This is a genomic window from Wolbachia endosymbiont of Drosophila mauritiana, assembly GCF_004795975.1.
Classification (GTDB): Bacteria; Pseudomonadota; Alphaproteobacteria; order Rickettsiales; family Anaplasmataceae; genus Wolbachia.
Window position 1 is genome coordinate 214,549 of record NZ_CP034335.1, and the last position, 20,786, is coordinate 235,334.

The following is a 20,786-nucleotide window of genomic DNA, read 5'->3' on the forward strand; positions in this document are numbered from 1 at the left end:
ATGGCTGGGTGGCAGAATGGCTTATGCGGAGGACTGCAAATCCTTTTATACCGGTTCAATTCCGGTCCCGGCCTCTTACTCCAATTAGATCGTTTTTTCTTCTGAAATTTTAACAAGAAGTGTGGCTTTTAATGAAATATTTAAAAAAATAAGATACTATATTCAAAATATAAGCAGTAAAATGCCAAAGAGACTAACGAAAGTTTTATTATTGATTGGTTTGCCCTTCTTGCTTACCAGTTGCACTTTTCACTATTTATTAAAGAGCTCATATACTCATCTTGCACCAGAAAAGTACCCTTCATCCAATAAACAGCCAGTTTACGTCGGTACAGCTTACAGTGCACAGACTATATATAATGCGTTATTTAATGACTTTCTGTTAATAGGTAAGTCATCATTCACAGCTAAACATGGGCGTGCTAGTCAATATATCAATTATGGAAGAGAAGTTGGAGCAGATGTGATAATTGTATCATTTCAAAATATGCAAAAGGATAAAGAGCATTTTAGCATCACAGAACAACTATTATGGGATACAAGCTTAACAACATTTCATACAAGGACCATTGTAAACTTTGATCAGAACGTACTCTTTCTAAAAAAGGTAGGTGATGCAAAAGCTCCATGGGAATATGTCAAAGGAGAGTTCGAGCTTTACGAAGAAAACGATACTGATCCATATCTAGGGAATTGGGTAGGGTATAGAATGTGCAAGATTACAATATATTCTTCAGAAGATGAATATTTAGGATTTGTAAATGAAGATGATTGTAAGGAAAAATCTGGAATAAATAAGATGCTTGCTTGGGAGAATGGGGATATAAGGTTGCGGATTAAAAAACAATCAAAACAGGGATTTTATTTAAATCGAAATAAGATTCCTATACTAATAAAATCTCAAATTAACAAATTTGGCTACCTAGAATTACTAGATAAAAATACTGATCAAGTTGTAGTTTACCTTCAGAAAAATTAGTTTTTACTATTTATAGAAACTATATACTTGCTATTTTGATAAACCTCACTTTAATCAGCTTTCTACGTTATTCTTGTTGCATGGTAAAAAATAAACTAAAAATAAGCAAAGTGTTTTGCAAATGATATTACGTAATTTATTGTTTTTACTGCCGCCTGAAATTGCTCACTACTTGGTAATAACGGCGTTAAAAAAGATGCCCTGTAGGAAACATATAGAACTACCGAAATCTTTAAATGCAAACTTTTTTGGTAATAAAATTAGGAGTCCTGTAGGTCTTGCCGCAGGTTTTGATAAAAATGCGGAAGTTATAAAGCCCATGCTCTCATTTGGTTTTGGATTTATTGAGGCTGGTACTGTAACTAAATATCCCCAATATGGAAACAAAAAACCGAGAATTTTTCGATTAATTAAAGATGAAGGAATAATTAATAGATTGGGATTCAATAATAAAGGGGTGGACTATTTTCTTAAGCAGATAAGTGAAACTAAGCTTGATAATTGCATTTTTGGCATCAATATAGGAAAAAACAGTACATCAAAGGACCAAATCAGCGATTATGTTGACTTAATAAAGATAGTATATGGAAAGAGCAATTATATAGTACTGAACATCTCATCCCCAAATACACCTAACTTGCGTGATTTACACAACAAACAAGAATTATCCAAGTTGTTGAAGTCTATTACTCTAACCAAAAAATCAATTGATAGCTCTGAATCGATACCGATAATATTAAAAATTTCTCCAGATATAGATCAGCAAACAAAAGAAAATATCGCTGAGCTTGTACTAGAATATAAAATTGACGGCTTAATAGTGAGCAACACTACGATAAGTCGAGATTCTTACTATAATGAGAGTGGTGGGTTGAGCGGCAGGCCATTATTTCAACTTTCAACCGAGTTATTGAGTGACATGTATAAGCTTACTAAAAGCAGAATTCTATTGATAGGATGCGGAGGAATTTCAAGTGGTGTTGATGCATATGAAAAAATAAAGGCAGGAGCCTCTTTAGTACAACTGTACACTGCTCTTGTATACCAGGGGCATCAAGTTGTGAACAAAATCAACCTGGAACTTGCGGAATTGGTAAGAAGAGATGGATTTAGTAATGTTACTGAAGCAGTGGGTTGTATACATTAGACTGTACATTTTGGAAGTTATGGATATTGTCTTAGTGAAATAGAGCTAACTTTTTAGTGTAGAGGTATGATAGAGAGTGTTTTTCTATTGAATGATTAGTATGAGAATTTTGAGCGATACAATATCTAAAGTTATTAATTATAAATTTACAGATTATGCAATATTAGAAGAGGCATTAACCCACCCAAGCGTAAATAAGAGAAATAGCGAAGACCAGGTTGTAAGCTACGAAAGGCTAGAGTTTTTGGGCGATAGTGTTTTGAATATGGTTGTATCTGTTATGCTGTTTAAAATGTTTCCTGAAGAAAAAGAAGGAGCATTGGCAAAAAGAAAAACGGATTTAGTTTGTGGCAGTACCATTGCTAATGTTGCTAAAGAAATAGAGTTAGGTAACTTTATTATCATGAATAATAGTGAACGTTGTAACGGAGGAAAATGTAACTTGAAAAATTTAGAAAATTCGCTTGAGGCACTAATAGGTGCAATTTATATTGACGGCGGACTTGAGAGTGTTGAGAAATTTATTATCCGACATTGGGAAAAGCTAGCTAAGGACATCCTCGATCCTCCTCAAGATCCTAAAACTTCACTGCAAGAATGGACTCAGAGAAATAAATTACCTTTACCAAAGTATGAGCTTGTAAAACAAACTGGACCAGCACACAATCCTGAATTTACTATATCAGTTTGCATAGAGAGTTATGACAAAGTTTCTGCATGCGCTCCTAGTAAGAAAATTGCTGAACAAAAAGCTGCTGAGTTGATGCTAGAAAAAATTAAAAAAACGACTTAGTTTAATCAAAATAGCCGTTAGCATAAATTTAAAGTAAGCTAAGCTCTTTAGTTCAGCTTACATATTTTTTTATCTCAGCCAGAATCTTATCAGATTGACTTTCATCTGAATTTAAATCAGCTACAAAGTGTGTGACATATTTTCCTTCAGGGCTAATAAGGTATATCATTGAAGAATGGTTAATTTCCTCTTCTCCATCTACTTTACTTGCATATACTTTATACTTTGTAACTACTTCATCTATTTTTTGTCTTTCACCAGTTAGCATTTGTATTCTATGGTCAAATTGCTGATGAAATTCTTTAAGCCTTTCTGTGTTATCGCGCTCAGGATCAACTGTGATAAAAAATGTTTGTAGCTTATTGTCAGTTTTCTTATCTAACTTTGCAAGTGTTTCTGAAATTATTCCGAGATTCATAGGGCAAATTCTTTTGCATGAGGAAAATCCGAAAAAAATCATCATATACTTATTTTTAAAATCACTACTGCGTACTATTTGTCCGTCTTGATTGATCAAAGAAAAATCTCCACCTACCTTAATTTCTGTATTTTGTGAAATAAATATGCCTTGCTTGGTAAAATAACAATAACCTAAGAAGATAGCTGCTACTGTTATTAGCAAACTAGACAATAACCTTATAAACTTTATCATTAAAGCGTTTCCAATAAAGTTAAATCATATATTGATTAGTTAATTGATTCAATATATTCCTTCCAAAGTGGGTTGTTAATTTTATCTAACAATTTCTTATGCTCATCAATTTCTTTACTACTTGGTGAATGTTCTCTGCGAGCTAAATTACGCACTTTATGTTGAATAAACGTAGAGTTATTGTCCTGAGCACATTCATTATTAAATAAAAAGGTTTGCAATCCTCCTGTAAGCTCAACATAGACCTTTGCAAGCAATTGAGCATCAACTAATGCTCCATGCAATTCTCTACCTTCCAACGATATATCAAAACGTTTACATAATGCATTTAAGGAAGCAGGTGATCCTACAAACTTTTTTCTTGCAAGTGGTAATGTATCTAGCACTCTATCTGAGGAAATTAACCCAGCATTTAACTTGCCTAACTCCATATTAAGGAACTTAACATCGAATTCAGCATTATGAATCACCAAAATGTCATTGGATATGAAGTCAAGAAATTCAAGTGCAACATCTGAGAATAGTGGTTTATCTTCCAAAAATTCCTCACTAATACCATGAATCTTAAATGAGTGGTAAGGTATATCTCTTTCTGGATTGAGATATCGATGAAATGTTTTACCTGTTGGAATACGATTAATTAGTTCTACACATCCTATCTCAATAATTCGATGGCCAGATTTAGTATCAAGACCTGTAGTTTCAGTATCAAGTACTATTTCTCGTAGCCTACTTTCCATCAGTTGTCATTTGTTGTTAAATTTTTATCAGTACTTGCCTTCTTATAGTTAATAGAAACAAGTAACCAAGTTAGATCTGATGAATTAATATTTTTTTTGAATTGCCATACATCTTCAACTTTGTTAATAGTAGACATGCTACCTGATGTGATGTTTCCTTCATTATTCTTAACGAAGTTAATTTGCTCTGAAAGGAAATATACTGCAATAAATATTACGTTTTTTACTAACTTTATTTCTAAGATCTTTTGTGAAACGATAGAAACAATTATGGACTCATGTGTCTCTTTAAGATGTTTAATCTTATCCACAAAACTGTTATATAAGTCTTTGTCCAGAAGGGATTTTAATTGAGGTAAATTTCCTTGGTTAAAATATTTTATTATTAATTCAAAAGCTATGCTTGAACCTTCTATAAAATTGGAAATAGAAAACTTTTTGTTTTTTTGTAATATTTGTTCATAAGTAGCTTCTATTGAGCTTTTGTCGTTGCTATAAATATAATCTTCGATATTTTCTACCACATCTTCTTTACTTTGACTTACATCCAATACACCTGTTAGCTTTTTTAGGTTGAGACTGGCTGATCTTCCTAAAGAATTATATAAGCGTGAAAAAATAAACGCCGCTAGTAAAGCATATATTACAAGCTCTATCATGGTAACTTAACTCCTTGATATATAAAGTATCTAAATATTATTAATTATTGATAAAAATATGTTTTTCATATTAACCTATAGTTAGGTTTACTATTCATTTGTAAATGAATATATTATATAAGAAAGTATTAAAAATCTCAACTTAATTAAAGGAGACGTAAGAAATGTCACAACACAAAATGAAAATTCATGGTCAGTATGTCAAAGATTTTTCGTTTGAGAATCCAAATTCGCCATTCCTTCCTTCTAGTAAAGCTCCTGATATTAATGTAATGGTTAATATTAATTCAGCAAAATTAGAAGGAACAGAAAATAAAAAAGGAATAAGTGAAGAAAAGCCTTTTCATGAAATTACTTTGCATATAGAAGCCAAAGCAACGGTAAAAGATGAAGATGTAAAAGATGATATAGCTTTCATTTGCGAGGTAAAGTATTGCGGTATTTTTTCAATAGAAAACTTTACAGAGCTAAGTGAAGAAGAGGTGAGACAAGCTTTATTTATTGGTGGACCTACTTTTCTTTTCCCTTTTGCAAGAGAAATAATTGCAAGAACTACAAGTAGTGGTGGGTTTCCTCCACTTATGCTAGATCCTATAGATTTTGAAACTATGTATCAGCAGCAAAGTCAACAACAAAAAAGTAGCGCTATTAATTCCAATTTTAACTAATACAGGATGAACAATTCTTTAAATGCAAAGACGACTTTAAATATTGATGGAAGGTTATATAACTACTTTAACCTAAGTAACGCTGGTAAATTCTTAGGAGTAAATTTAACCAAATTGCCTTGTTCACTCAAGGTATTGCTTGAAAATTTATTGCGCAACGAAGATGGAGTAAGCGTTAAATTAGATGACATAAAGATATTAGCAAATTGCGTCAAGAAACACATTAATCACGAAATTAGCTACAAGCCAGCAAGGGTTTTGATGCAGGATTTCACAGGAGTTCCTGCTGTCGTTGACTTAGCTTCAATGCGTAATTATGTGAAGAAAAACAGAGGTAACCCAAGCAAAATAAATCCATCTGTACCTGTTGATCTCGTGATCGATCACTCTGTTCAAGTAGATAGTTACGGAAGCACTTCTGCATTTGGTAAAAACGTTGCACTGGAAGTAAAAAGAAATTTGGAGAGGTATCAATTCTTAAAATGGGGAGAGTCATCCTTCACAAATTTTAGAGTAGTGCCACCAGGTACTGGAATTTGCCACCAAGTGAATCTTGAATATTTAGCGCAAGTTGTATGTAACGATAGCGGAGTTCTATATCCAGATACCTTAGTCGGTACAGATAGTCACACTACTATGGTAAATGGTTTATCGGTTCTTGGTTGGGGTGTTGGTGGAATAGAAGCTGAGTCTGTGATGCTTGGTCAACCAATTAGTATGGTAATTCCAGAAGTAGTAGGATTTAAATTAATAGGAAGACTTTCAGAGGGAGTAACAGCAACTGATCTAGTGCTAACGATTACTAATATCCTGAGAACAAAAGGCGTTGTTGGCAGATTTGTGGAATTTTATGGTGATGGCTTAGATTGTTTATCTTTGGCAGATAGAGCAACCATAGCTAATATGGCTCCAGAGTATGGTGCAACTTGTGGATTCTTTCCAATTGATCAGAAGACACTAGATTATTTAAACTTAACCGGAAGGCCAAAAGAGTTGATTAAATTAGTTGAAGTCTATGCAAAAGAACAAGGGCTGTGGCGTAGTAATGAAGAATTAGCGTTCTTTGACACACTGAAGCTTGATTTATCGAGCGTAGAGCCAGTAATGGCCGGTCCAAAAAGACCGCAAGATAAGGTTTTTCTTTCGCAAGTGGCAGAATCTTTTTCTAAATCATTTTCAGTTAATGAGTCAGAGGAAGGCGATAAACTCCAAGATGGAAGTGTAGTTATTGCAGCAATAACAAGCTGCACTAATACTTCAAACCCAAGCGTAATGATTGCTGCTGGACTTGTAGCGCGTAATGCAGTCAACCTTGGATTAAAATCAAAGCCTTGGGTTAAAACTTCTCTTGCTCCAGGGTCACAAGTTGTAACAGAATATTTAGAAAAATCAGGGTTACAGGAAGATCTAAATGCTTTGGGTTTTAATTTGGTTGGGTATGGCTGTACAACTTGTATTGGAAACTCCGGTCCGCTTAATGAAGATATAGAAAGTGATATTAAGGATAAAAACTTGACTGTTGCAGCAGTTTTATCCGGTAATCGTAACTTTGAAGGAAGAATCCATCCTTTAGTCAAAGCTAATTACTTGGCATCTCCGCCACTTGTTGTTGTGTATGTACTTGCAGGTACTGTACAAATTGACCTGACAAAAGATCCTATATGCAAAGATAAGAATGGAAGTGATGTTTATCTCAAAGATATATGGCCAACAAATAATGAAGTTGAGAGCTGTGTTAAAAGTGTTGTGACGCGTGAAATGTTCATACAAAAGTATAAGGATGTTTTTTCTGGTGATGAGCATTGGCAAAAGATAAAGTGTGAGAAAAGTGAAATCTATGATTGGGACGCGAAAAGCACTTATATACAAAACCCTCCCTATTTTGATAATTTATCGACTAAGAACAATAAAAGCAACATAGTTGATATAAAGAATGCGCAAATACTAGCGATGTTTGGCGATAGCGTTACTACCGACCACATTTCCCCTGCTGGAAATATTGCCTTAAATAGTCCTGCAGGCATATATTTAAAAGGTTTTGGAGTTGAACCGCAAGATTTCAATTCATATGGATCTCGCCGCGGTAACCACAACGTAATGATGCGTGGAACCTTTGCTAATATCAGAATAAGAAATAAAATGGTGAGCGCTGAGGGTGGCTATACAAAACATATTCCTTCTCAAGAAACTATGTCAATTTTTGATGCAGCAATGCAATATAAAAGAGAAGCTGTCCCATTAGTTGTCATTGCAGGAAAAGAATATGGTACAGGTTCAAGTAGGGATTGGGCAGCAAAGGGTACTGCATTACTGGGAATTAAAGCTGTGATTGCAGAAAGTTTTGAACGCATACATAGGTCCAATTTGGTCGGTATGGGTGTTCTTCCACTTGCATTTCAGGATGGAGTAACGAGAAAGATATTTGATAGTAGTGAGATAGTGAGCATAAAAGGTGAAGTAGTACCAAATGGAAATCTAGAATGTATCATTAAAAGAAAGGATGATTCAGAGCAATCCATTCAACTCAAGTGCTGTGTACAAACTGCAACTGAGGTTAAGTACTTGATGAGTGGTGGAGTGTTGAGCTATATACTTGCGCAGTCCTTTTGAGCTATCACAGTCATTAACTAGGTTTTTGAATCGATTTTGGCTCTTTATTTAAATAATATATTTATTCGATGCAAAGTTATGATATAATCTTGCCTTACATATGGTAAAGGGTGTTTTGTAGATAATTATGATCAGTTCTATACAAGAACCTAACGCATTACGAAAACGATTGCAGGCATTTTATCGTGCTGATGAAAAAAGTCACGTACGTTATCTTGTAGAAAAATCAGAACTTTCGGCTGATTCAAAAAACATAGTTTACAATATTGCAAAACAAATTGTCGAAAAGATTAGAGGTAATAAATTAGGCATTATAGATTCTTTTATACAACAGTACTCACTTTCTAATGATGAAGGAGTAGCACTAATGTGTCTTGCTGAATCATTACTTAGAATACCAGACGATTACACAATAGATGAATTGATCAAAGATAAAATTGCCAACCAAGAATGGAATAAACACTTGGGGCGTTCCTTTTCATTGTTTGTTAATGCTTCTACATGGAGTTTAATTATAGGAAGCAGTATATTAAGAAACAATGAAGAGGATTCAAAATTCTATCACATAATTTCCAGGTTATTGAAAAATTTAGGAGAGCCAATAATTCGCAAAGCGGTGAAACAAGCAATATCCATTCTTGGCAAGCATTTTATTGTTGGAGGAACTATAGAAAAAGCATTGGAAAGTGTGAAATCAGATGACTACAGTAAGTATTTATGCTCTTTTGATATGCTTGGTGAATCTGCTTGCACAGTTGAGGATGCGGAAGAGTATTTTAATTTATACATGCATGCAATAAAAGCCATAGGTGAATCTGCTGACATAAATGATTGCTTTAAATCTCAGGGGGTTTCAATCAAATTGTCTTCGCTGCACTCACGTTATGAATTTAGCCAATTTGATAATATGGCTGAAGAACTGAGAACTAAAGTACTGGAACTTTGTCATGAAGCAAAAAAGTATAATATTTCATTGTGTATAGATGCAGAAGAATCAGAAAGGCTTGAGATGTCGCTCGTGTTATTTGAACAGTTGCGTCTTGATGAGTCACTTTCTGAGTGGGAAGGGCTTGGTCTAGCTGTGCAAGCGTATCAAAAACGTGCTTTGTCTGTTCTTGATTTTGTTGAAGATGTTGCCATTCGATCAAAGCATAAGGTTATGGTGAGACTTGTGAAAGGAGCATATTGGGACTCAGAAATCAAGCGCACACAAGAATTAGGGTTAATTGGTTATCCGGTGTTTACTAGAAAAAGCCACACAGATGTATGCTACCTTGCCTGTGCACAGAAACTTTTAAGCAAAGAGAATCACTTTTATCCATGTTTTGGAACTCATAATGCTTATACTTTTGCTACTATAATAGAGCTTGCCGATAAAAATCATCCTGGATTTGAGTTTCAGTGCTTACATGGAATGGGTAAAAGTTTGTATGATTATGCAATTTCAGAACTTGCAACAAGCATCAATTGTCGTATATATGCACCAGTTGGTAAACATAGTGATTTATTGCCATACCTTATTAGGCGCCTTCTTGAAAATGGAGCTAATAGTTCGTTTGTCAATCAAGTAAATGATTCTGACGTTAAAATTGAAGAATTAGTCTCAGATCCGTTAGAAAAAGTAAAAAGCTTAGAATATGAGCCTCATCCAAGCATTCCGTTGCCACGAGATATTTTTGGAGAGAAAAGAAAAAACTCCTTGGGAATGGATATTAGCGATTCAATTGTAGTTTCACAATTTGCAAATGATGTAAGGGAATTTAGTGAAAAGAAATGGCAAGTTGGCCCAATAATTGATGGAGAGTCATTTCTTGACAGTGCGGAATTTACCGAAGTAGTGAATCCTGCACATTTGGAAAATGTAATTGGAGAAGTGTCAAGTGCAACAAGTGCTCAGGCTTTAAATGCTCTTGAAATAGCACATAGTGCTTTTACTAAGTGGCAGAATGTTTCAGCAGGAGAGCGCGCTAAATGCCTTGAAAAAGCTGCAGATTTGCTTGAGGAAAGGATGAAAGAGTTAATTTATATTCTGATTGTAGAAGCAGGAAAAATTTTATCCGATGCAATAGCAGAAGTAAGAGAGGCAATCGACTTTTTGCGCTATTATGCAATGATAGCAAAAAATGAACTGAATGACTGGAAAAAATTGCCAGGTTCAACAGGTGAAGATAACTTCATCTTTTTTGAAGGCAGAGGAGTTTTCTTATGCATATCACCGTGGAATTTTCCACTCGCTATCTTCATTGGACAGGTTTCAGCTGCACTTGCAGCAGGTAATGCAGTGCTGGCAAAACCGGCAGAGCAAACGCCGATTATTGCTTATGAAGCCGTTAAGATACTACACGAAGCTGGAATACCAAAAAATGTGCTACACCTTGTTCCAGGGGATGGTTGGTATTTAGGTAAAACGTTAGTACCAGATAATAGAATTTCCGGTGTAGCTTTTACTGGTTCAACACAAACTGCTCAAACAATTAATCGAATGCTTGCTAGCAGAGATGGTCCTATTGTGCCACTTATCGCTGAGACTGGTGGATTAAATGCTATGATTGTTGATAGTTCTGCTCTTTTAGAGCAGGTAACTAAGGATGTTTTAATTTCTGCATTTCGCAGTGGCGGTCAACGTTGTTCTGCTCTCAGAGTGCTATTTATTCAAGAAGATATAGCAGAAAAACAGATAAAAATGATATGCAATGCAGCTCAAGAACTAAAGATAGGTGACCCAATACAACTGAGCACAGATATTGGTCCAATAATTGACAAAGCATCTATTGATATGCTCACTAAACATACGGAAAAAATATCAAGGGATGAAGATTCAAACCTTTTGTCCAAGGTACCCATGGATACAAATTCTTATAATGGTTATTTCTTTCCTCCGTACATTTATGAGATACAAAAAATTTCGCAATTAAAGCAAGAAGTGTTTGGGCCTATTTTACATATCATACGTTTTAATAAGTCGCAGTTAAATGAAGTTATAAGTGATATAAATAATACAGGATATGGACTTACGTTTTCTTTGCAAAGCCGTGTACAAAGTCAGATCGATTTAATAAGCAAGAAAATATCAGTTGGAAATGTATACATCAATCGCAATCAAATAGGTGCAGCAGTTGGAATACAACCATTTGGTGGTAGAGGACTGTCAGGTACCGGACCAAAAGCTGGTGGTCCTAATTATCTGCAACGTTTTTCTATAGAAAAGGTTGTAAGTGTCAACACTACAGCATGTGGCGGTAACATTACACTTGCGTGTTTGGATTGATTTGCAATTTCTAAATTGGAAGTCCGTGCAGTTGTGTATGCAGTACTAAAACCTAAAACTCATATACTGAAAGGATAGTTATGATTCTAAGGAGTCTTCAAAGAAAGTCTTGTCTTTAATAAAAGAAAAAGGTTGCTATAATTTTGATAAAAGCACTATAAACAAAATGAATGTAAAAAATATCTTATTAGCGTTTTTAGTACAATTTATATTCGATTTATCATTATTTGCGGCTGATCCTATTTTGCTTAATTGTATTGAAACTCCAGGGGTTTATGATCTTGAAACAAGGCCAAAAAGCTTTAACTCTTCAAATAATTTAAGAAGAAAACCTGGCTCTCCAAATAATGCAGCAGGAGAATTAATAAATGTAGTGGGTAGAGTTACTGATGTAAATTGCTTATCGATACAAAATGCTGTGGTTTCTATATGGCACGCAGACTCACTTGGCATGAGCTATTATGATGAAAATGTGGAGCTTGATCCAAATTTTGCTGAATCAGGAAGATTTGTAGTAAATAACCTTGGCTATTATAATTTTATTACAATAGTACCAGGTAAAATTGGTGATAGGGCTCCACACATCAACTTTTTGGTCCAACATCCAGATTTTCCAGAATTCACAACACAAATGTTTTTTGCTGATCATAATTGCGATAACTGTGATGATCTTCTTCTTGGTAATCTTATTGAGAGTGGACTTGCAAGCCTTCTGATAGCACCATTTACTTATAATGATCGTGCCATTAAGACCTACACGTTTAATATCACCTTGGGTGGGTATAACAAATTTTCTGATAAAAGATAAAACCCTTGCATATCAGGGGAGTTCATATTAGTCTTAAGCGCTGTTGTACTTAAAATGTATATGAAAAACATCTTACTAATGTTTTTACTATGTTTTATGTGCAGCTTACAATTATTTGCAACGGAGATGTCAACGATGAAGATAACAATTTCTAAAGCTTTACCTGATTTTGAAACGCTAGTAGTGGGTTTATTTGAAAGTGATGAATTTATAAGTAACGTTAAGGTTTTACAAGATAAGCAAATTATAGAGAGCATCAAAAGATTTAGTGATTTCAATGGAGGTTTTGGTGAATTTTTCTCCATTACTTCATCAGAGGGAAAGAATGTTATAGTTGCCGGGCTTGGCAAAAGAGATGAATGGGATGAAAACAAAGAATTAAATATTGGCGGAAAAATATATTACGAACTAAGCAGATTAAAGATCAAGCAAGCGGCAATTTCAATCGAAGGCAATGCAGCAAATGTTGCATACGGTGCATTTTTGCGTAGTTTTAAGTTTGATAAGTATAAAACCAAAAAGGACGAGAAAATTACAGAAGTAGAGGAGATTACAGTGCTAGCAAAAGATGAGCAATTAAGTAGTGCTGAAAAATCATTTGAGCGTTTAAGACAAGAAGGTGAAGGCATATTTCTTGCACGTGCTCTTACCACTGAACCACCTAATGTTTTATATCCAGAATCCTATGCTGATCAAATAAAAACCGAGCTTACCAAGCTTGGCCTTGAAATCGAAGTGCTTGGTAAGAAGCAGATGGAAGAGAAAAAAATGGGAGCATTGCTTGGGGTAGCACAAGGAAGTAGTAAAGAGCCAAAATTAGTAGTGATCAAATGGAATGGAGCTTCCAAGGAACAAAAGCCTGTAGCTTTTGTGGGTAAAGGTATAACGTTTGATACTGGTGGAGTGTCACTAAAACCCTCACGTGGTATGGAGTCAATGAAGTATGACATGGCAGGCTCTGCCACTGTAGTTGGAGTGATGCGTACTTTAGCTGGACGAAAAGCAAAAGTAAATGCAATTGGCGTAGTTGCACTTGCAGAAAATGCAGTGGACGGTAATGCTCAAAGACCAAGTGATGTAGTAACTTCAATGTCTGGGCAAACAATAGAAGTATTAAACACCGATGCAGAAGGAAGGCTCATACTTGCAGATGCTTTGTGGTATACGCAGGATAGATTCTCACCTAAGTTTATGATTGATCTTGCAACTTTAACTGGTGCTATAGTGGTTGCACTGGGAAATAATGAATATGCTGGTCTTTTTTCAAATAACGATGAATTAGCAAATCATCTGATTGATTCAGGAAATGAAGTAAATGAAAAATTATGGCGCTTTCCTATGAATGAAACTTATAACAAAATTATTGATTCGCCGATTGCTGATGTGCAAAATATAGCTCCTGCAGGTTCTGGTGGAGATAGTATAATGGCTGCACAGTTTCTACAGCGTTTTGTAAACGACACTTGTTGGGCACATTTAGACATTGCAGGCACTGCTTGGCACGAAAAAGGCACTGATATTTCTCCAAGAGGGGCAGTAGGTTTCGGTGTAAGGTTGCTAAATAAGTTGGTTGAGAAATACTATGAGATTAATAATTAAGGATCTTTGTATTGAGTTTATAGCTTAATTTACGGCTACATGAATGTCTATTTATAAGACGTAGAAAATGATATCATCAAAGTAACTTACATTTTCTTTTTTGGGAATTCTAAAGTTACGTACTTGAGCATCATCAAGAGAAAGTATTTTGTTCAAATGGTGGTTATAATTATGTACTATTAAAACTTTAAAGCTATTTAGCATTGACGGTGTGTACTTAAGTGTTAAAATAAAGTAAGAAGTTTTTAGGAGTTTATATGGCAGCAGGCGGGAAAGCGAAAACAGCTAGTAAAAATAACCCTACTCAACGTAAGAAAGCTGAACAAAAAATGTATAAGGATAAGCCAGTAAAACCAGTTAGGTATATAGATCGTGATTCACGCATGAACTATATGTCAGCTCAATACGATAACGGCAATTTGGTTGGAGATGAGGTAAGTGGCAATCCTATAAAGTGGGAAGCTGTATAGTAATTGTGGTTAAAATTACTATTAATTCTAAGGAATGTGAAGTAGAGCATGGGCTCACTATAATTCAAGCTTGTGAAGTTGTGGGCGTTGAAGTTCCGCGGTTTTGTTATCATGAGCGTTTAGCAATTGCTGGTAACTGCAGAATGTGTTTAGTTGAAGTTGAGGGTGGCCCTCCAAAACCAGTAGCTTCTTGTGCAATGTCAGTTGCAGAGGGTATGGTTATTCATACCGATACTCCCAAGGTAAAAAAGGCGCGCGAAGGAGTGCTCGAGTTTTTACTAATTAATCATCCACTTGATTGTCCAATTTGTGATCAAGGTGGTGAGTGCGATTTGCAAGATATAACAATGGCTTATGGGAAAGGAATAAGCAGACTTGATGAGAATAAAAGAGCTGTGCCAAAAAAACATTTTGGTCCGCTGATTGAAACTGCAATGAATAGATGCATTCATTGTACTCGATGTGTTAGATTTTTGTCCGATGTTGCAGGTACAAATGAACTTGGAGGAATTGGCAGGGGAGAAAATATAGAGATTAGTACTTACATAAAAAGGCATATTAGCTCTGAATTATCTGGGAATATTATAGATCTCTGCCCGGTGGGAGCTTTAACTTCAAAGCCCTATTCTTTTACAGCGCGTCCATGGGAGCTATCACATTGCGAAACTATAGATGTGCTGGATGCTGTAGGAAGCAGTATTAGAGTTGATTATCGCGGTCCTGAAGTGATGAGAATATTGCCAAGGCTTAATGAAGAAGTGAACGAAGAATGGATATCAGACAAAACTCGCTTTGCTTACGATGGACTCAAAGTACAACGCCTCGATCGACCTTATATAAAAAAAGAGGGCAAATTAGTGCTAGCTGATTGGAGTGAGGCATTGACTTTTGCTGCAAAAAAACTAAAGGGCACGAAGCCAAACAAAATAGCTGCAATTGCAGGTGATTTAGCAGATTGTGAGTCTATGCTTCTGCTGAAGGAAGTGATGCATAAGCTTGGTTCAGTAAATCTAGACTGCAGACAGGATGGAGCAAAACTTATACCAAGTAATCGTGGATCTTATGTGTTCAATACCACTATCGAGGGTATAGAGAATGCAGATTTGTGTCTGCTTATAAGTACAAATCCCAAAGTAGAAGCACCAATTATTAATGCACGTATAAGAAAGAGGTATTTACAAGGTAATTTCACTATTGCAAATATTGGTCCTAATGTTGAATATCTATATAATGTTGAAAGATTAGGTGATGGTCCAAACGTTCTAAAAGAAATAGAAGAGGGAAATCATAAATTCTGCGAGTTACTGAGTGCGGCTCAGAACCCTATGATAATTATCGGTCAAGATGCATTAATAAGAGATGATTCTGAATCAGTTTTAGCTCTAGCTGGCAAAATTGCAGAAAAATTTAACATGACCAGAGATGACTGGAATGGCTTTAACGTACTACATAAGGCTGCAGCAAGGGTTGGTGGACTCGATATTGGATTTGTTCCTAGCAAAGGTGGAAAAGACATTAATCAGATACTAAAGCAGGCAGAAAGTGGTGAGGTGGAAGTTGTTTATCTTCTTGGCGCAGATGAAATTGATACATCAAAATTAGAAAATACATTTGTAATTTATCAAGGACATCATGGTGATAGGGGAGCGCATATAGCAGATGTCATTCTACCTGGAGCTGCATACACAGAAAAATATGCAACTTATGTAAATACTGAAGGGCGAGTACAGAGAACAAATTTAGCTGTTTTTCCTCCTGGTGAAGCAAAGGAAGATTGGTTGATTATAAAAAATTTATCCCAATATTTGGGTCTTTCCTTGCTATATGATAGTTTATTTGATGTTAGGAAAAAATTAGACACTATTGGTCCACAGTTTAGAGATGCTGATCAAGTAGTAAAAAATAAATGGGTATCAATTGCCTGTAATGAGATCAAATTAAGTAATATCCCTTTCACTTTAAAAAAGTATGATTTTTATATGACAGACTCAATAAGTCGTGCTTCAAAAATAATGGCAGATTGTACTAAGGCTTTCCATGGACACGCTGATTAATATCTTATTTATTTTGGTACCGTTACTGCTTTCAGTTGCATATTTGGTGTACTTTGAGCGCAAAGTTATTGGTGCAATTCAACTGAGACATGGTCCAAGTGTAGTAGGGCCATTTGGTTTATTGCAGCCGTTTGCAGATGCTATCAAATTGATAATTAAAGAGCCGATAATACCATTTAGAGCAAACACCATACTGTTTATTATGGCTCCAATGCTCACCTTTATTTTAGCATTAATTGCCTGGGCAGTTATACCGTTTGGAGCTGAAATAATTACAAAAAACGGACAACAGATAGTAATCCCTAAGGTAATAGCAAATATTAATGTTGGAGTGCTTTATGTGCTAGCTGTATCCTCTTTGGGAATATATGGCATTATCATTGCGGGCTGGTCGAGTAATTCCAATTATGCATTCCTTGGCGCTATAAGGTCAACTGCTCAAATGATTTCATATGAAGTTTCAATAGGTCTAATAGTTGCTACAGTTGTTATTACAACTGGTACGTTGAATCTCGCAGAGATGGTGGTAGCGAAACATAATATGCCATTTTGGATTGATTTGCTGATGATGCCTATAGGAATAATATTTTTTATTTCTTTGCTTGCCGAAACTAATCGTCACCCATTTGACTTACCAGAAGCTGAAGCAGAGCTTGTCTCTGGGTATAATGTCGAGTATTCATCAATGCCTTTTGCTCTCTTTTTCTTGGGAGAATACGCAAACATGATTTTAGCAAGTGCTATGATGACAATATTCTTTCTAGGAGGATGGTATCCCCCATTAGAGCTTAGTTTACTGTATAAAATTTCAGGTTTGATTTGGTTCGTCTTGAAAATAATTTTATTATTGTTCATATTTATTTGGATTAGAGCTACAATACCTCGCTATCGTTATGATCAATTAATGCGTCTTGGTTGGAAAGTATTTTTGCCAATATCGGTACTTTGGGTAATACTCATTTCAGGAGTGTTGCTTTTTACTGGGAATTTGCCTGGATCCAATGTTTAATTTCCCAAATACAAGGTTAAGGCGTAGGCGCTCAGGCAAGTGGATTCGCAATTTAACAAGTGAAAGCACTTTATCAGTAAATGATTTGATTTTTCCCTTATTTGTTCATGACGGAGAAGAAACAATTGAGCCAATTTCTGGCTTACCTGATATCAAATGTTATTCAATAGATGGATTAATTTCTATAATTCAGAAAGCTAAGGACTCGGGGATTAATGCTGTTGCAATTTTTCCTGTAGTTGATAGTAAACTAAAATCTGAAAACGCCGAGGAAGCTTACAATCCTGACAATTTAATCTGTAAAGCAATTTGTGCTGTAAAATCAAATGTACCGGATATTGGCATTATTGCAGACATTGCACTAGACCCATACACTACTCACGGTCATGATGGCATTTTAAAAAGCAGTAGGATAGATGTAGAAAATGACGAGACTGTGTCAGCATTATGTAAGCAAGCACTTGTTTTAGCAAAAGCAGGATGCGATATAGTTGCTCCTTCTGATATGATGGATGGCAGGATAGGAAAAATAAGAAAAACATTGGATGATAATAACTTTCAGAATATGTCAATATTGTCCTATGCAGTAAAGTACTGTTCTAGCTTCTATGCGCCGTTCAGGCAAGTTGTCGGTTCGTGCGCATCATCAAATTTCATCGACAAAAGTGGTTATCAAATGGATTATAGAAATGCACGTGAAGCAATCTGCGAAATCGAAATGGATATAGATGAAGGTGCAGATTTTATTATGATAAAGCCGGGTATGCCATACTTAGATGTAATAAAAACAGCAAGTGAAAAGTTTAATTTTCCGATTTTTGCTTACCAAGTAAGCGGTGAATACGCAATGATAAAAGCTGCAGCAAATAATGGCTGGCTGGATTATAACAGAGTGATTTATGAGTCCTTAATTGGTTTTAAACGTGCAGGTGCAAGTGCAATATTTACCTATGCTGCACTTGATGTTGCAAAAAATTTGGTATCTACTTAGCAGTGTGGAACATCTAAGTAGGTAGCTGGCCGAAGTGACTTGACAAATCTTCCCACTTTCCTTATCATATCAATAAGAGTATTTATCCTTGTTTTTAATCTCTGCAGATTTAATAACAAAAATTCAGTAAAAAACTCAGGTATATATTGGCAGATTACATAAAATTATAGCGGCTGCATGTCTTTTTTATTTTTTCTACATTTAGCCAAAACACGCTTATTTTAAGCGTTAGCACATTATTACAATGCCAATTTACATTATTATAGGGTCAAACTACTGGGGGGTTCTTTTGCCTTTTTTTCGTCTGGTAAATTTTTTAATATTTATAGTTAAAGCTTCAGGCCAGCGCGTGACCAGTTCTTATTACCTGTTCTGGGTCCCAGTACTGGGATGATGCCATCATAGAGATCAGCCACTTGAATGATGCCCATATTTCAGTACGTATAACGGTGTTATTCCATAGTTTGAGATCAGATGTAAGAATATTGAAGATGTCATTCCAGTACTGGAATCTAGAAAAAAAGAGCCAATCCCTGGGCACTGGGATGACGATAGAAGGGGCAACGGTTATTGCTAAACTTAGATCGTTTTTAATTATTTGCCTTTTTTCTATGCAAGAAGTGTATTGATAAGTCCATTACAATTCAGTATTGTGAAAAATATAAGTCAAGTGTTAGTTAGGACATGGGGATTTTTTTTCAATTTTTGGGTAAGGTGCTAGGCAAGGTTTTTCCTGCCAAAATAGTAAGCTCTTTTTTAGGAGTAGGATATTTACCGGGTTGGCAGCATTATTGGTCTTCTTTTCTAATATTATTTATTACCGACATTATATTAATGCTTACATACGGAGGTGATTTTATACTATATAAAATGCCGAATTCAGGCATAGTTGTAGCTGCTATTTTTACCAAGCTAGCAATAGTTATGTTAGTGCTGCAATTAGTTGGCATATCTATTTTTCATACTCAAGATCCTTCAGCCAGCAGTGATGAGAATATAGTAATACAAATAGCATCAGGACAGGTGATGACTGTTGCGCTTTCGATGCCGGCAATAATGTCAATTTATTATATTGTAAGTAAATTCTATTTAGGTATATGCAAGGCAATACTTCAATGTCCATTTTGGTTTAATGATCTTATGCATTTGTTCTTTTTCTTTATAATACCTTATTTATTTTTTAATATTGTAGAAGTAATAAAACCATGGCCGATAAGTACGATACAGCTTAGTTATAACAATACAATATCAATCACATTTGAAGGGATTTTTCATGTGTTTTATGCAGTAATTTTATTGTACTTGACTGCATTTATATTCTGCGATCTGACTATGCATGATGCGATTGTCTTGAATGAAAGCATATTTGAGTATGTAAAAGAAAGTTCAATAGCCTTAAGTGACTATTTCCATGGCACTATTAAAACATTATTAAAAAAATAAGTATAGAATAGTACTTATTTGCTTATATATTTAGTTTAAAAGATATACAGTTTGCGTGAATCTACAGGATATAATAAAGGGGCTACAAGATTTTTGGGCTGATGAAGGATGTGTTATACTTCACCCATATACGTCTGAAGTTGGAGCTGGAACACTACATCCTGCAACAATCATGTCAGCGATTGACGAAAAATCAACAAAAATTGCATATCTGCAACCAGTAATAAGACCTGCAGACGGACGCTATGGCGACAACCCTAATCGCTTATATCAGCATCATCAATACCAAGTTATAATAAAACCATCTGGCAGCAATTTGCAAGATGTTTACTTAAATAGCTTAAAAGCTCTTGGTGTATCGACAAAAGAATATGATATTAAGTTTATTGAAGATGATTGGGAAAACCCAAGTGTTGGTGCATCCGGTCTTGGCTGGGAGGTTACATGCAACGGAATGGAAGTAACACAACTTACTTATATACAGCAAGTGGGAAGTATTGACTGCAGAATAATTCCTGGTGAAGTAGCATATGGGTTAGAGCGTTTAGCAATGTGCATACAGGGTGTAGATAATGTTTACGACATAATGTGGAATGATAGTGGTGTAACTTACGGAGATATTTTCAAACAAAGAGAGTATGAGTTTTCTTACCTGGCACTTGATTATTATGATACTAAAGTAGTACAACGGCAGTTTGAGGACACAGAAAAACTGTGTAAATTCCTTATCGAAAAAGAATTGCCAGTAGCAGCTTATGACCAATGTATTAAAACTAGCCATCTACTTAATCTACTTGATGCAAGAGGTGTGCTTGGTGTGAATGAACGTACAGCCTATATTGGTAGAGTGAGAGAGTTAACAAAAAAATGCTGTGAATTATATAGAGCGAAGTAGA

The 20,786-nt window shown here is 35.3% G+C and carries 17 protein-coding genes and 1 tRNA gene; 15 read left to right on the plus strand and 3 right to left on the minus strand.

All coding sequences use genetic code 11. From position 1 onward, the window contains the following. The first annotated feature begins 2 nt into the window (after positions 1 to 2). From EJB00_RS01140 to rnc, 4 genes are all read left to right on the plus strand, one after another. Positions 3 to 74, plus strand: a tRNA-Cys gene (locus EJB00_RS01140). A gap of 107 nt (positions 75 to 181) precedes the next feature. Further along, a complete protein-coding gene (locus tag EJB00_RS01145) occupies positions 182 to 979 on the plus strand; it encodes a hypothetical protein (protein WP_015588198.1) in 798 nt (265 codons plus the stop codon). 121 nt (positions 980 to 1,100) lie between these two features. Beyond that, entirely contained in the window at positions 1,101 to 2,126 is a 1,026-nt protein-coding gene (locus EJB00_RS01150) for a quinone-dependent dihydroorotate dehydrogenase (RefSeq protein WP_015588199.1), read from the plus strand. A 100-nt stretch (positions 2,127 to 2,226) separates the two neighbouring features. Continuing rightward, positions 2,227 to 2,919 (plus strand): ribonuclease III, encoded by a 693-nt coding sequence (rnc, locus tag EJB00_RS01155; protein ID WP_041581511.1) that lies wholly within the window; start codon positions 2,227 to 2,229, stop codon positions 2,917 to 2,919. A 52-nt stretch (positions 2,920 to 2,971) separates the two neighbouring features. Here rnc and EJB00_RS01160 read toward each other — a convergent pair whose 3' ends face one another. Genes EJB00_RS01160 through EJB00_RS01170 form a run of 3 tightly spaced genes read right to left on the minus strand, consistent with a single transcriptional unit; the run spans position 2,972 to position 4,970 of the window. Then, positions 2,972 to 3,571: an SCO family protein gene (locus EJB00_RS01160; RefSeq protein ID WP_015588201.1), complete on the minus strand. Its 600-nt coding sequence runs from the start codon at positions 3,569 to 3,571 to the stop codon at positions 2,972 to 2,974. A 35-nt stretch (positions 3,572 to 3,606) separates the two neighbouring features. Further along, complete coding sequence (gene dnaQ, locus EJB00_RS01165; RefSeq protein ID WP_015588202.1) at positions 3,607 to 4,311, minus strand: DNA polymerase III subunit epsilon; 705 nt, start codon at positions 4,309 to 4,311, stop codon at positions 3,607 to 3,609. Then, complete coding sequence (locus tag EJB00_RS01170; RefSeq protein ID WP_135352924.1) at positions 4,311 to 4,970, minus strand: Tim44/TimA family putative adaptor protein; 660 nt, start codon at positions 4,968 to 4,970, stop codon at positions 4,311 to 4,313. Before EJB00_RS01170 ends, dnaQ begins: the two co-directional genes overlap by 1 nt. A gap of 164 nt (positions 4,971 to 5,134) precedes the next feature. Between EJB00_RS01170 and secB the strand changes: the two genes are divergently transcribed. The 11 genes from secB to EJB00_RS01225 all read left to right on the plus strand — a co-directional run bounded on the left by secB (position 5,135) and on the right by EJB00_RS01225 (position 20,785). Further along, positions 5,135 to 5,638 carry a protein-export chaperone SecB gene (gene secB / locus EJB00_RS01175; RefSeq protein ID WP_015588204.1) on the plus strand — a complete coding sequence of 168 codons (504 nt, stop codon included), beginning with the start codon at positions 5,135 to 5,137 and terminating at the stop codon, positions 5,636 to 5,638. Positions 5,639 to 5,644: 6 nt separating this feature from the next. Then, the gene (gene acnA, locus EJB00_RS01180; protein ID WP_135352923.1) at positions 5,645 to 8,248 is read left to right on the plus strand and encodes an aconitate hydratase AcnA; all 2,604 of its coding nucleotides are present in this window, start codon (positions 5,645 to 5,647) and stop codon (positions 8,246 to 8,248) included. A gap of 127 nt (positions 8,249 to 8,375) precedes the next feature. Next, positions 8,376 to 11,516, plus strand: coding sequence for a bifunctional proline dehydrogenase/L-glutamate gamma-semialdehyde dehydrogenase PutA (gene putA, locus EJB00_RS01185; protein WP_135352922.1), 3,141 nt, complete (start codon positions 8,376 to 8,378; stop codon positions 11,514 to 11,516). Positions 11,517 to 11,682: 166 nt separating this feature from the next. Next, entirely contained in the window at positions 11,683 to 12,324 is a 642-nt protein-coding gene (locus EJB00_RS01190) for a protocatechuate 3,4-dioxygenase (RefSeq protein ID WP_015588207.1), read from the plus strand. A 96-nt stretch (positions 12,325 to 12,420) separates the two neighbouring features. Continuing rightward, positions 12,421 to 13,923, plus strand: coding sequence for a leucyl aminopeptidase (locus EJB00_RS01195; RefSeq protein ID WP_051063891.1), 1,503 nt, complete (start codon positions 12,421 to 12,423; stop codon positions 13,921 to 13,923). A 257-nt stretch (positions 13,924 to 14,180) separates the two neighbouring features. After that, the gene (locus tag EJB00_RS01200; RefSeq protein WP_015588209.1) at positions 14,181 to 14,393 is read left to right on the plus strand and encodes a hypothetical protein; all 213 of its coding nucleotides are present in this window, start codon (positions 14,181 to 14,183) and stop codon (positions 14,391 to 14,393) included. 5 nt (positions 14,394 to 14,398) lie between these two features. Continuing rightward, complete coding sequence (gene nuoG / locus EJB00_RS01205) at positions 14,399 to 16,447, plus strand: NADH-quinone oxidoreductase subunit NuoG (RefSeq protein WP_135352921.1); 2,049 nt, start codon at positions 14,399 to 14,401, stop codon at positions 16,445 to 16,447. Further along, positions 16,431 to 17,456, plus strand: coding sequence for an NADH-quinone oxidoreductase subunit NuoH (gene nuoH / locus EJB00_RS01210; protein WP_135352920.1), 1,026 nt, complete (start codon positions 16,431 to 16,433; stop codon positions 17,454 to 17,456). Before nuoG ends, nuoH begins: the two co-directional genes overlap by 17 nt. Further along, entirely contained in the window at positions 17,449 to 18,447 is a 999-nt protein-coding gene (hemB, locus tag EJB00_RS01215; protein WP_015588212.1) for a porphobilinogen synthase, read from the plus strand. The genes nuoH and hemB overlap by 8 nt, the downstream gene beginning before the upstream one ends. A gap of 684 nt (positions 18,448 to 19,131) precedes the next feature. Next, positions 19,132 to 19,890 carry a hypothetical protein gene (locus EJB00_RS01220; RefSeq protein WP_015588213.1) on the plus strand — a complete coding sequence of 253 codons (759 nt, stop codon included), beginning with the start codon at positions 19,132 to 19,134 and terminating at the stop codon, positions 19,888 to 19,890. 55 nt (positions 19,891 to 19,945) lie between these two features. Then, positions 19,946 to 20,785 carry a glycine--tRNA ligase subunit alpha gene (locus tag EJB00_RS01225; RefSeq protein ID WP_015588214.1) on the plus strand — a complete coding sequence of 280 codons (840 nt, stop codon included), beginning with the start codon at positions 19,946 to 19,948 and terminating at the stop codon, positions 20,783 to 20,785. Position 20,786: the final 1 nt, after the last annotated feature.

Excerpts from the sequence above, each read along its gene's own strand:
- EJB00_RS01200 (WP_015588209.1), top strand. The coding sequence starts at position 14,181 with ATGGCAGCAGGCGGGAAAGCGAAAACAGCTAGTAAAAATAACCCTACT.
- hemB (WP_015588212.1), top strand. The coding sequence starts at position 17,449 with ATGTTTAATTTCCCAAATACAAGGTTAAGGCGTAGGCGCTCAGGCAAG.
- putA (WP_135352922.1), top strand. The coding sequence starts at position 8,376 with ATGATCAGTTCTATACAAGAACCTAACGCATTACGAAAACGATTGCAG.
- dnaQ (WP_015588202.1), bottom strand. The coding sequence starts at position 4,311 with ATGGAAAGTAGGCTACGAGAAATAGTACTTGATACTGAAACTACAGGT.
- rnc (WP_041581511.1), top strand. The coding sequence starts at position 2,227 with ATGAGAATTTTGAGCGATACAATATCTAAAGTTATTAATTATAAATTT.
- EJB00_RS01220 (WP_015588213.1), top strand. The coding sequence starts at position 19,132 with ATGGGGATTTTTTTTCAATTTTTGGGTAAGGTGCTAGGCAAGGTTTTT.
- EJB00_RS01160 (WP_015588201.1), bottom strand. The coding sequence starts at position 3,571 with ATGATAAAGTTTATAAGGTTATTGTCTAGTTTGCTAATAACAGTAGCA.
- EJB00_RS01150 (WP_015588199.1), top strand. The coding sequence starts at position 1,101 with ATGATATTACGTAATTTATTGTTTTTACTGCCGCCTGAAATTGCTCAC.
- EJB00_RS01190 (WP_015588207.1), top strand. The coding sequence starts at position 11,683 with ATGAATGTAAAAAATATCTTATTAGCGTTTTTAGTACAATTTATATTC.
- EJB00_RS01145 (WP_015588198.1), top strand. The coding sequence starts at position 182 with ATGCCAAAGAGACTAACGAAAGTTTTATTATTGATTGGTTTGCCCTTC.
- EJB00_RS01195 (WP_051063891.1), top strand. The coding sequence starts at position 12,421 with ATGTGCAGCTTACAATTATTTGCAACGGAGATGTCAACGATGAAGATA.
- acnA (WP_135352923.1), top strand. The coding sequence starts at position 5,645 with ATGAACAATTCTTTAAATGCAAAGACGACTTTAAATATTGATGGAAGG.
- nuoH (WP_135352920.1), top strand. The coding sequence starts at position 16,431 with ATGGACACGCTGATTAATATCTTATTTATTTTGGTACCGTTACTGCTT.
- EJB00_RS01170 (WP_135352924.1), bottom strand. The coding sequence starts at position 4,970 with ATGATAGAGCTTGTAATATATGCTTTACTAGCGGCGTTTATTTTTTCA.
- secB (WP_015588204.1), top strand. The coding sequence starts at position 5,135 with ATGTCACAACACAAAATGAAAATTCATGGTCAGTATGTCAAAGATTTT.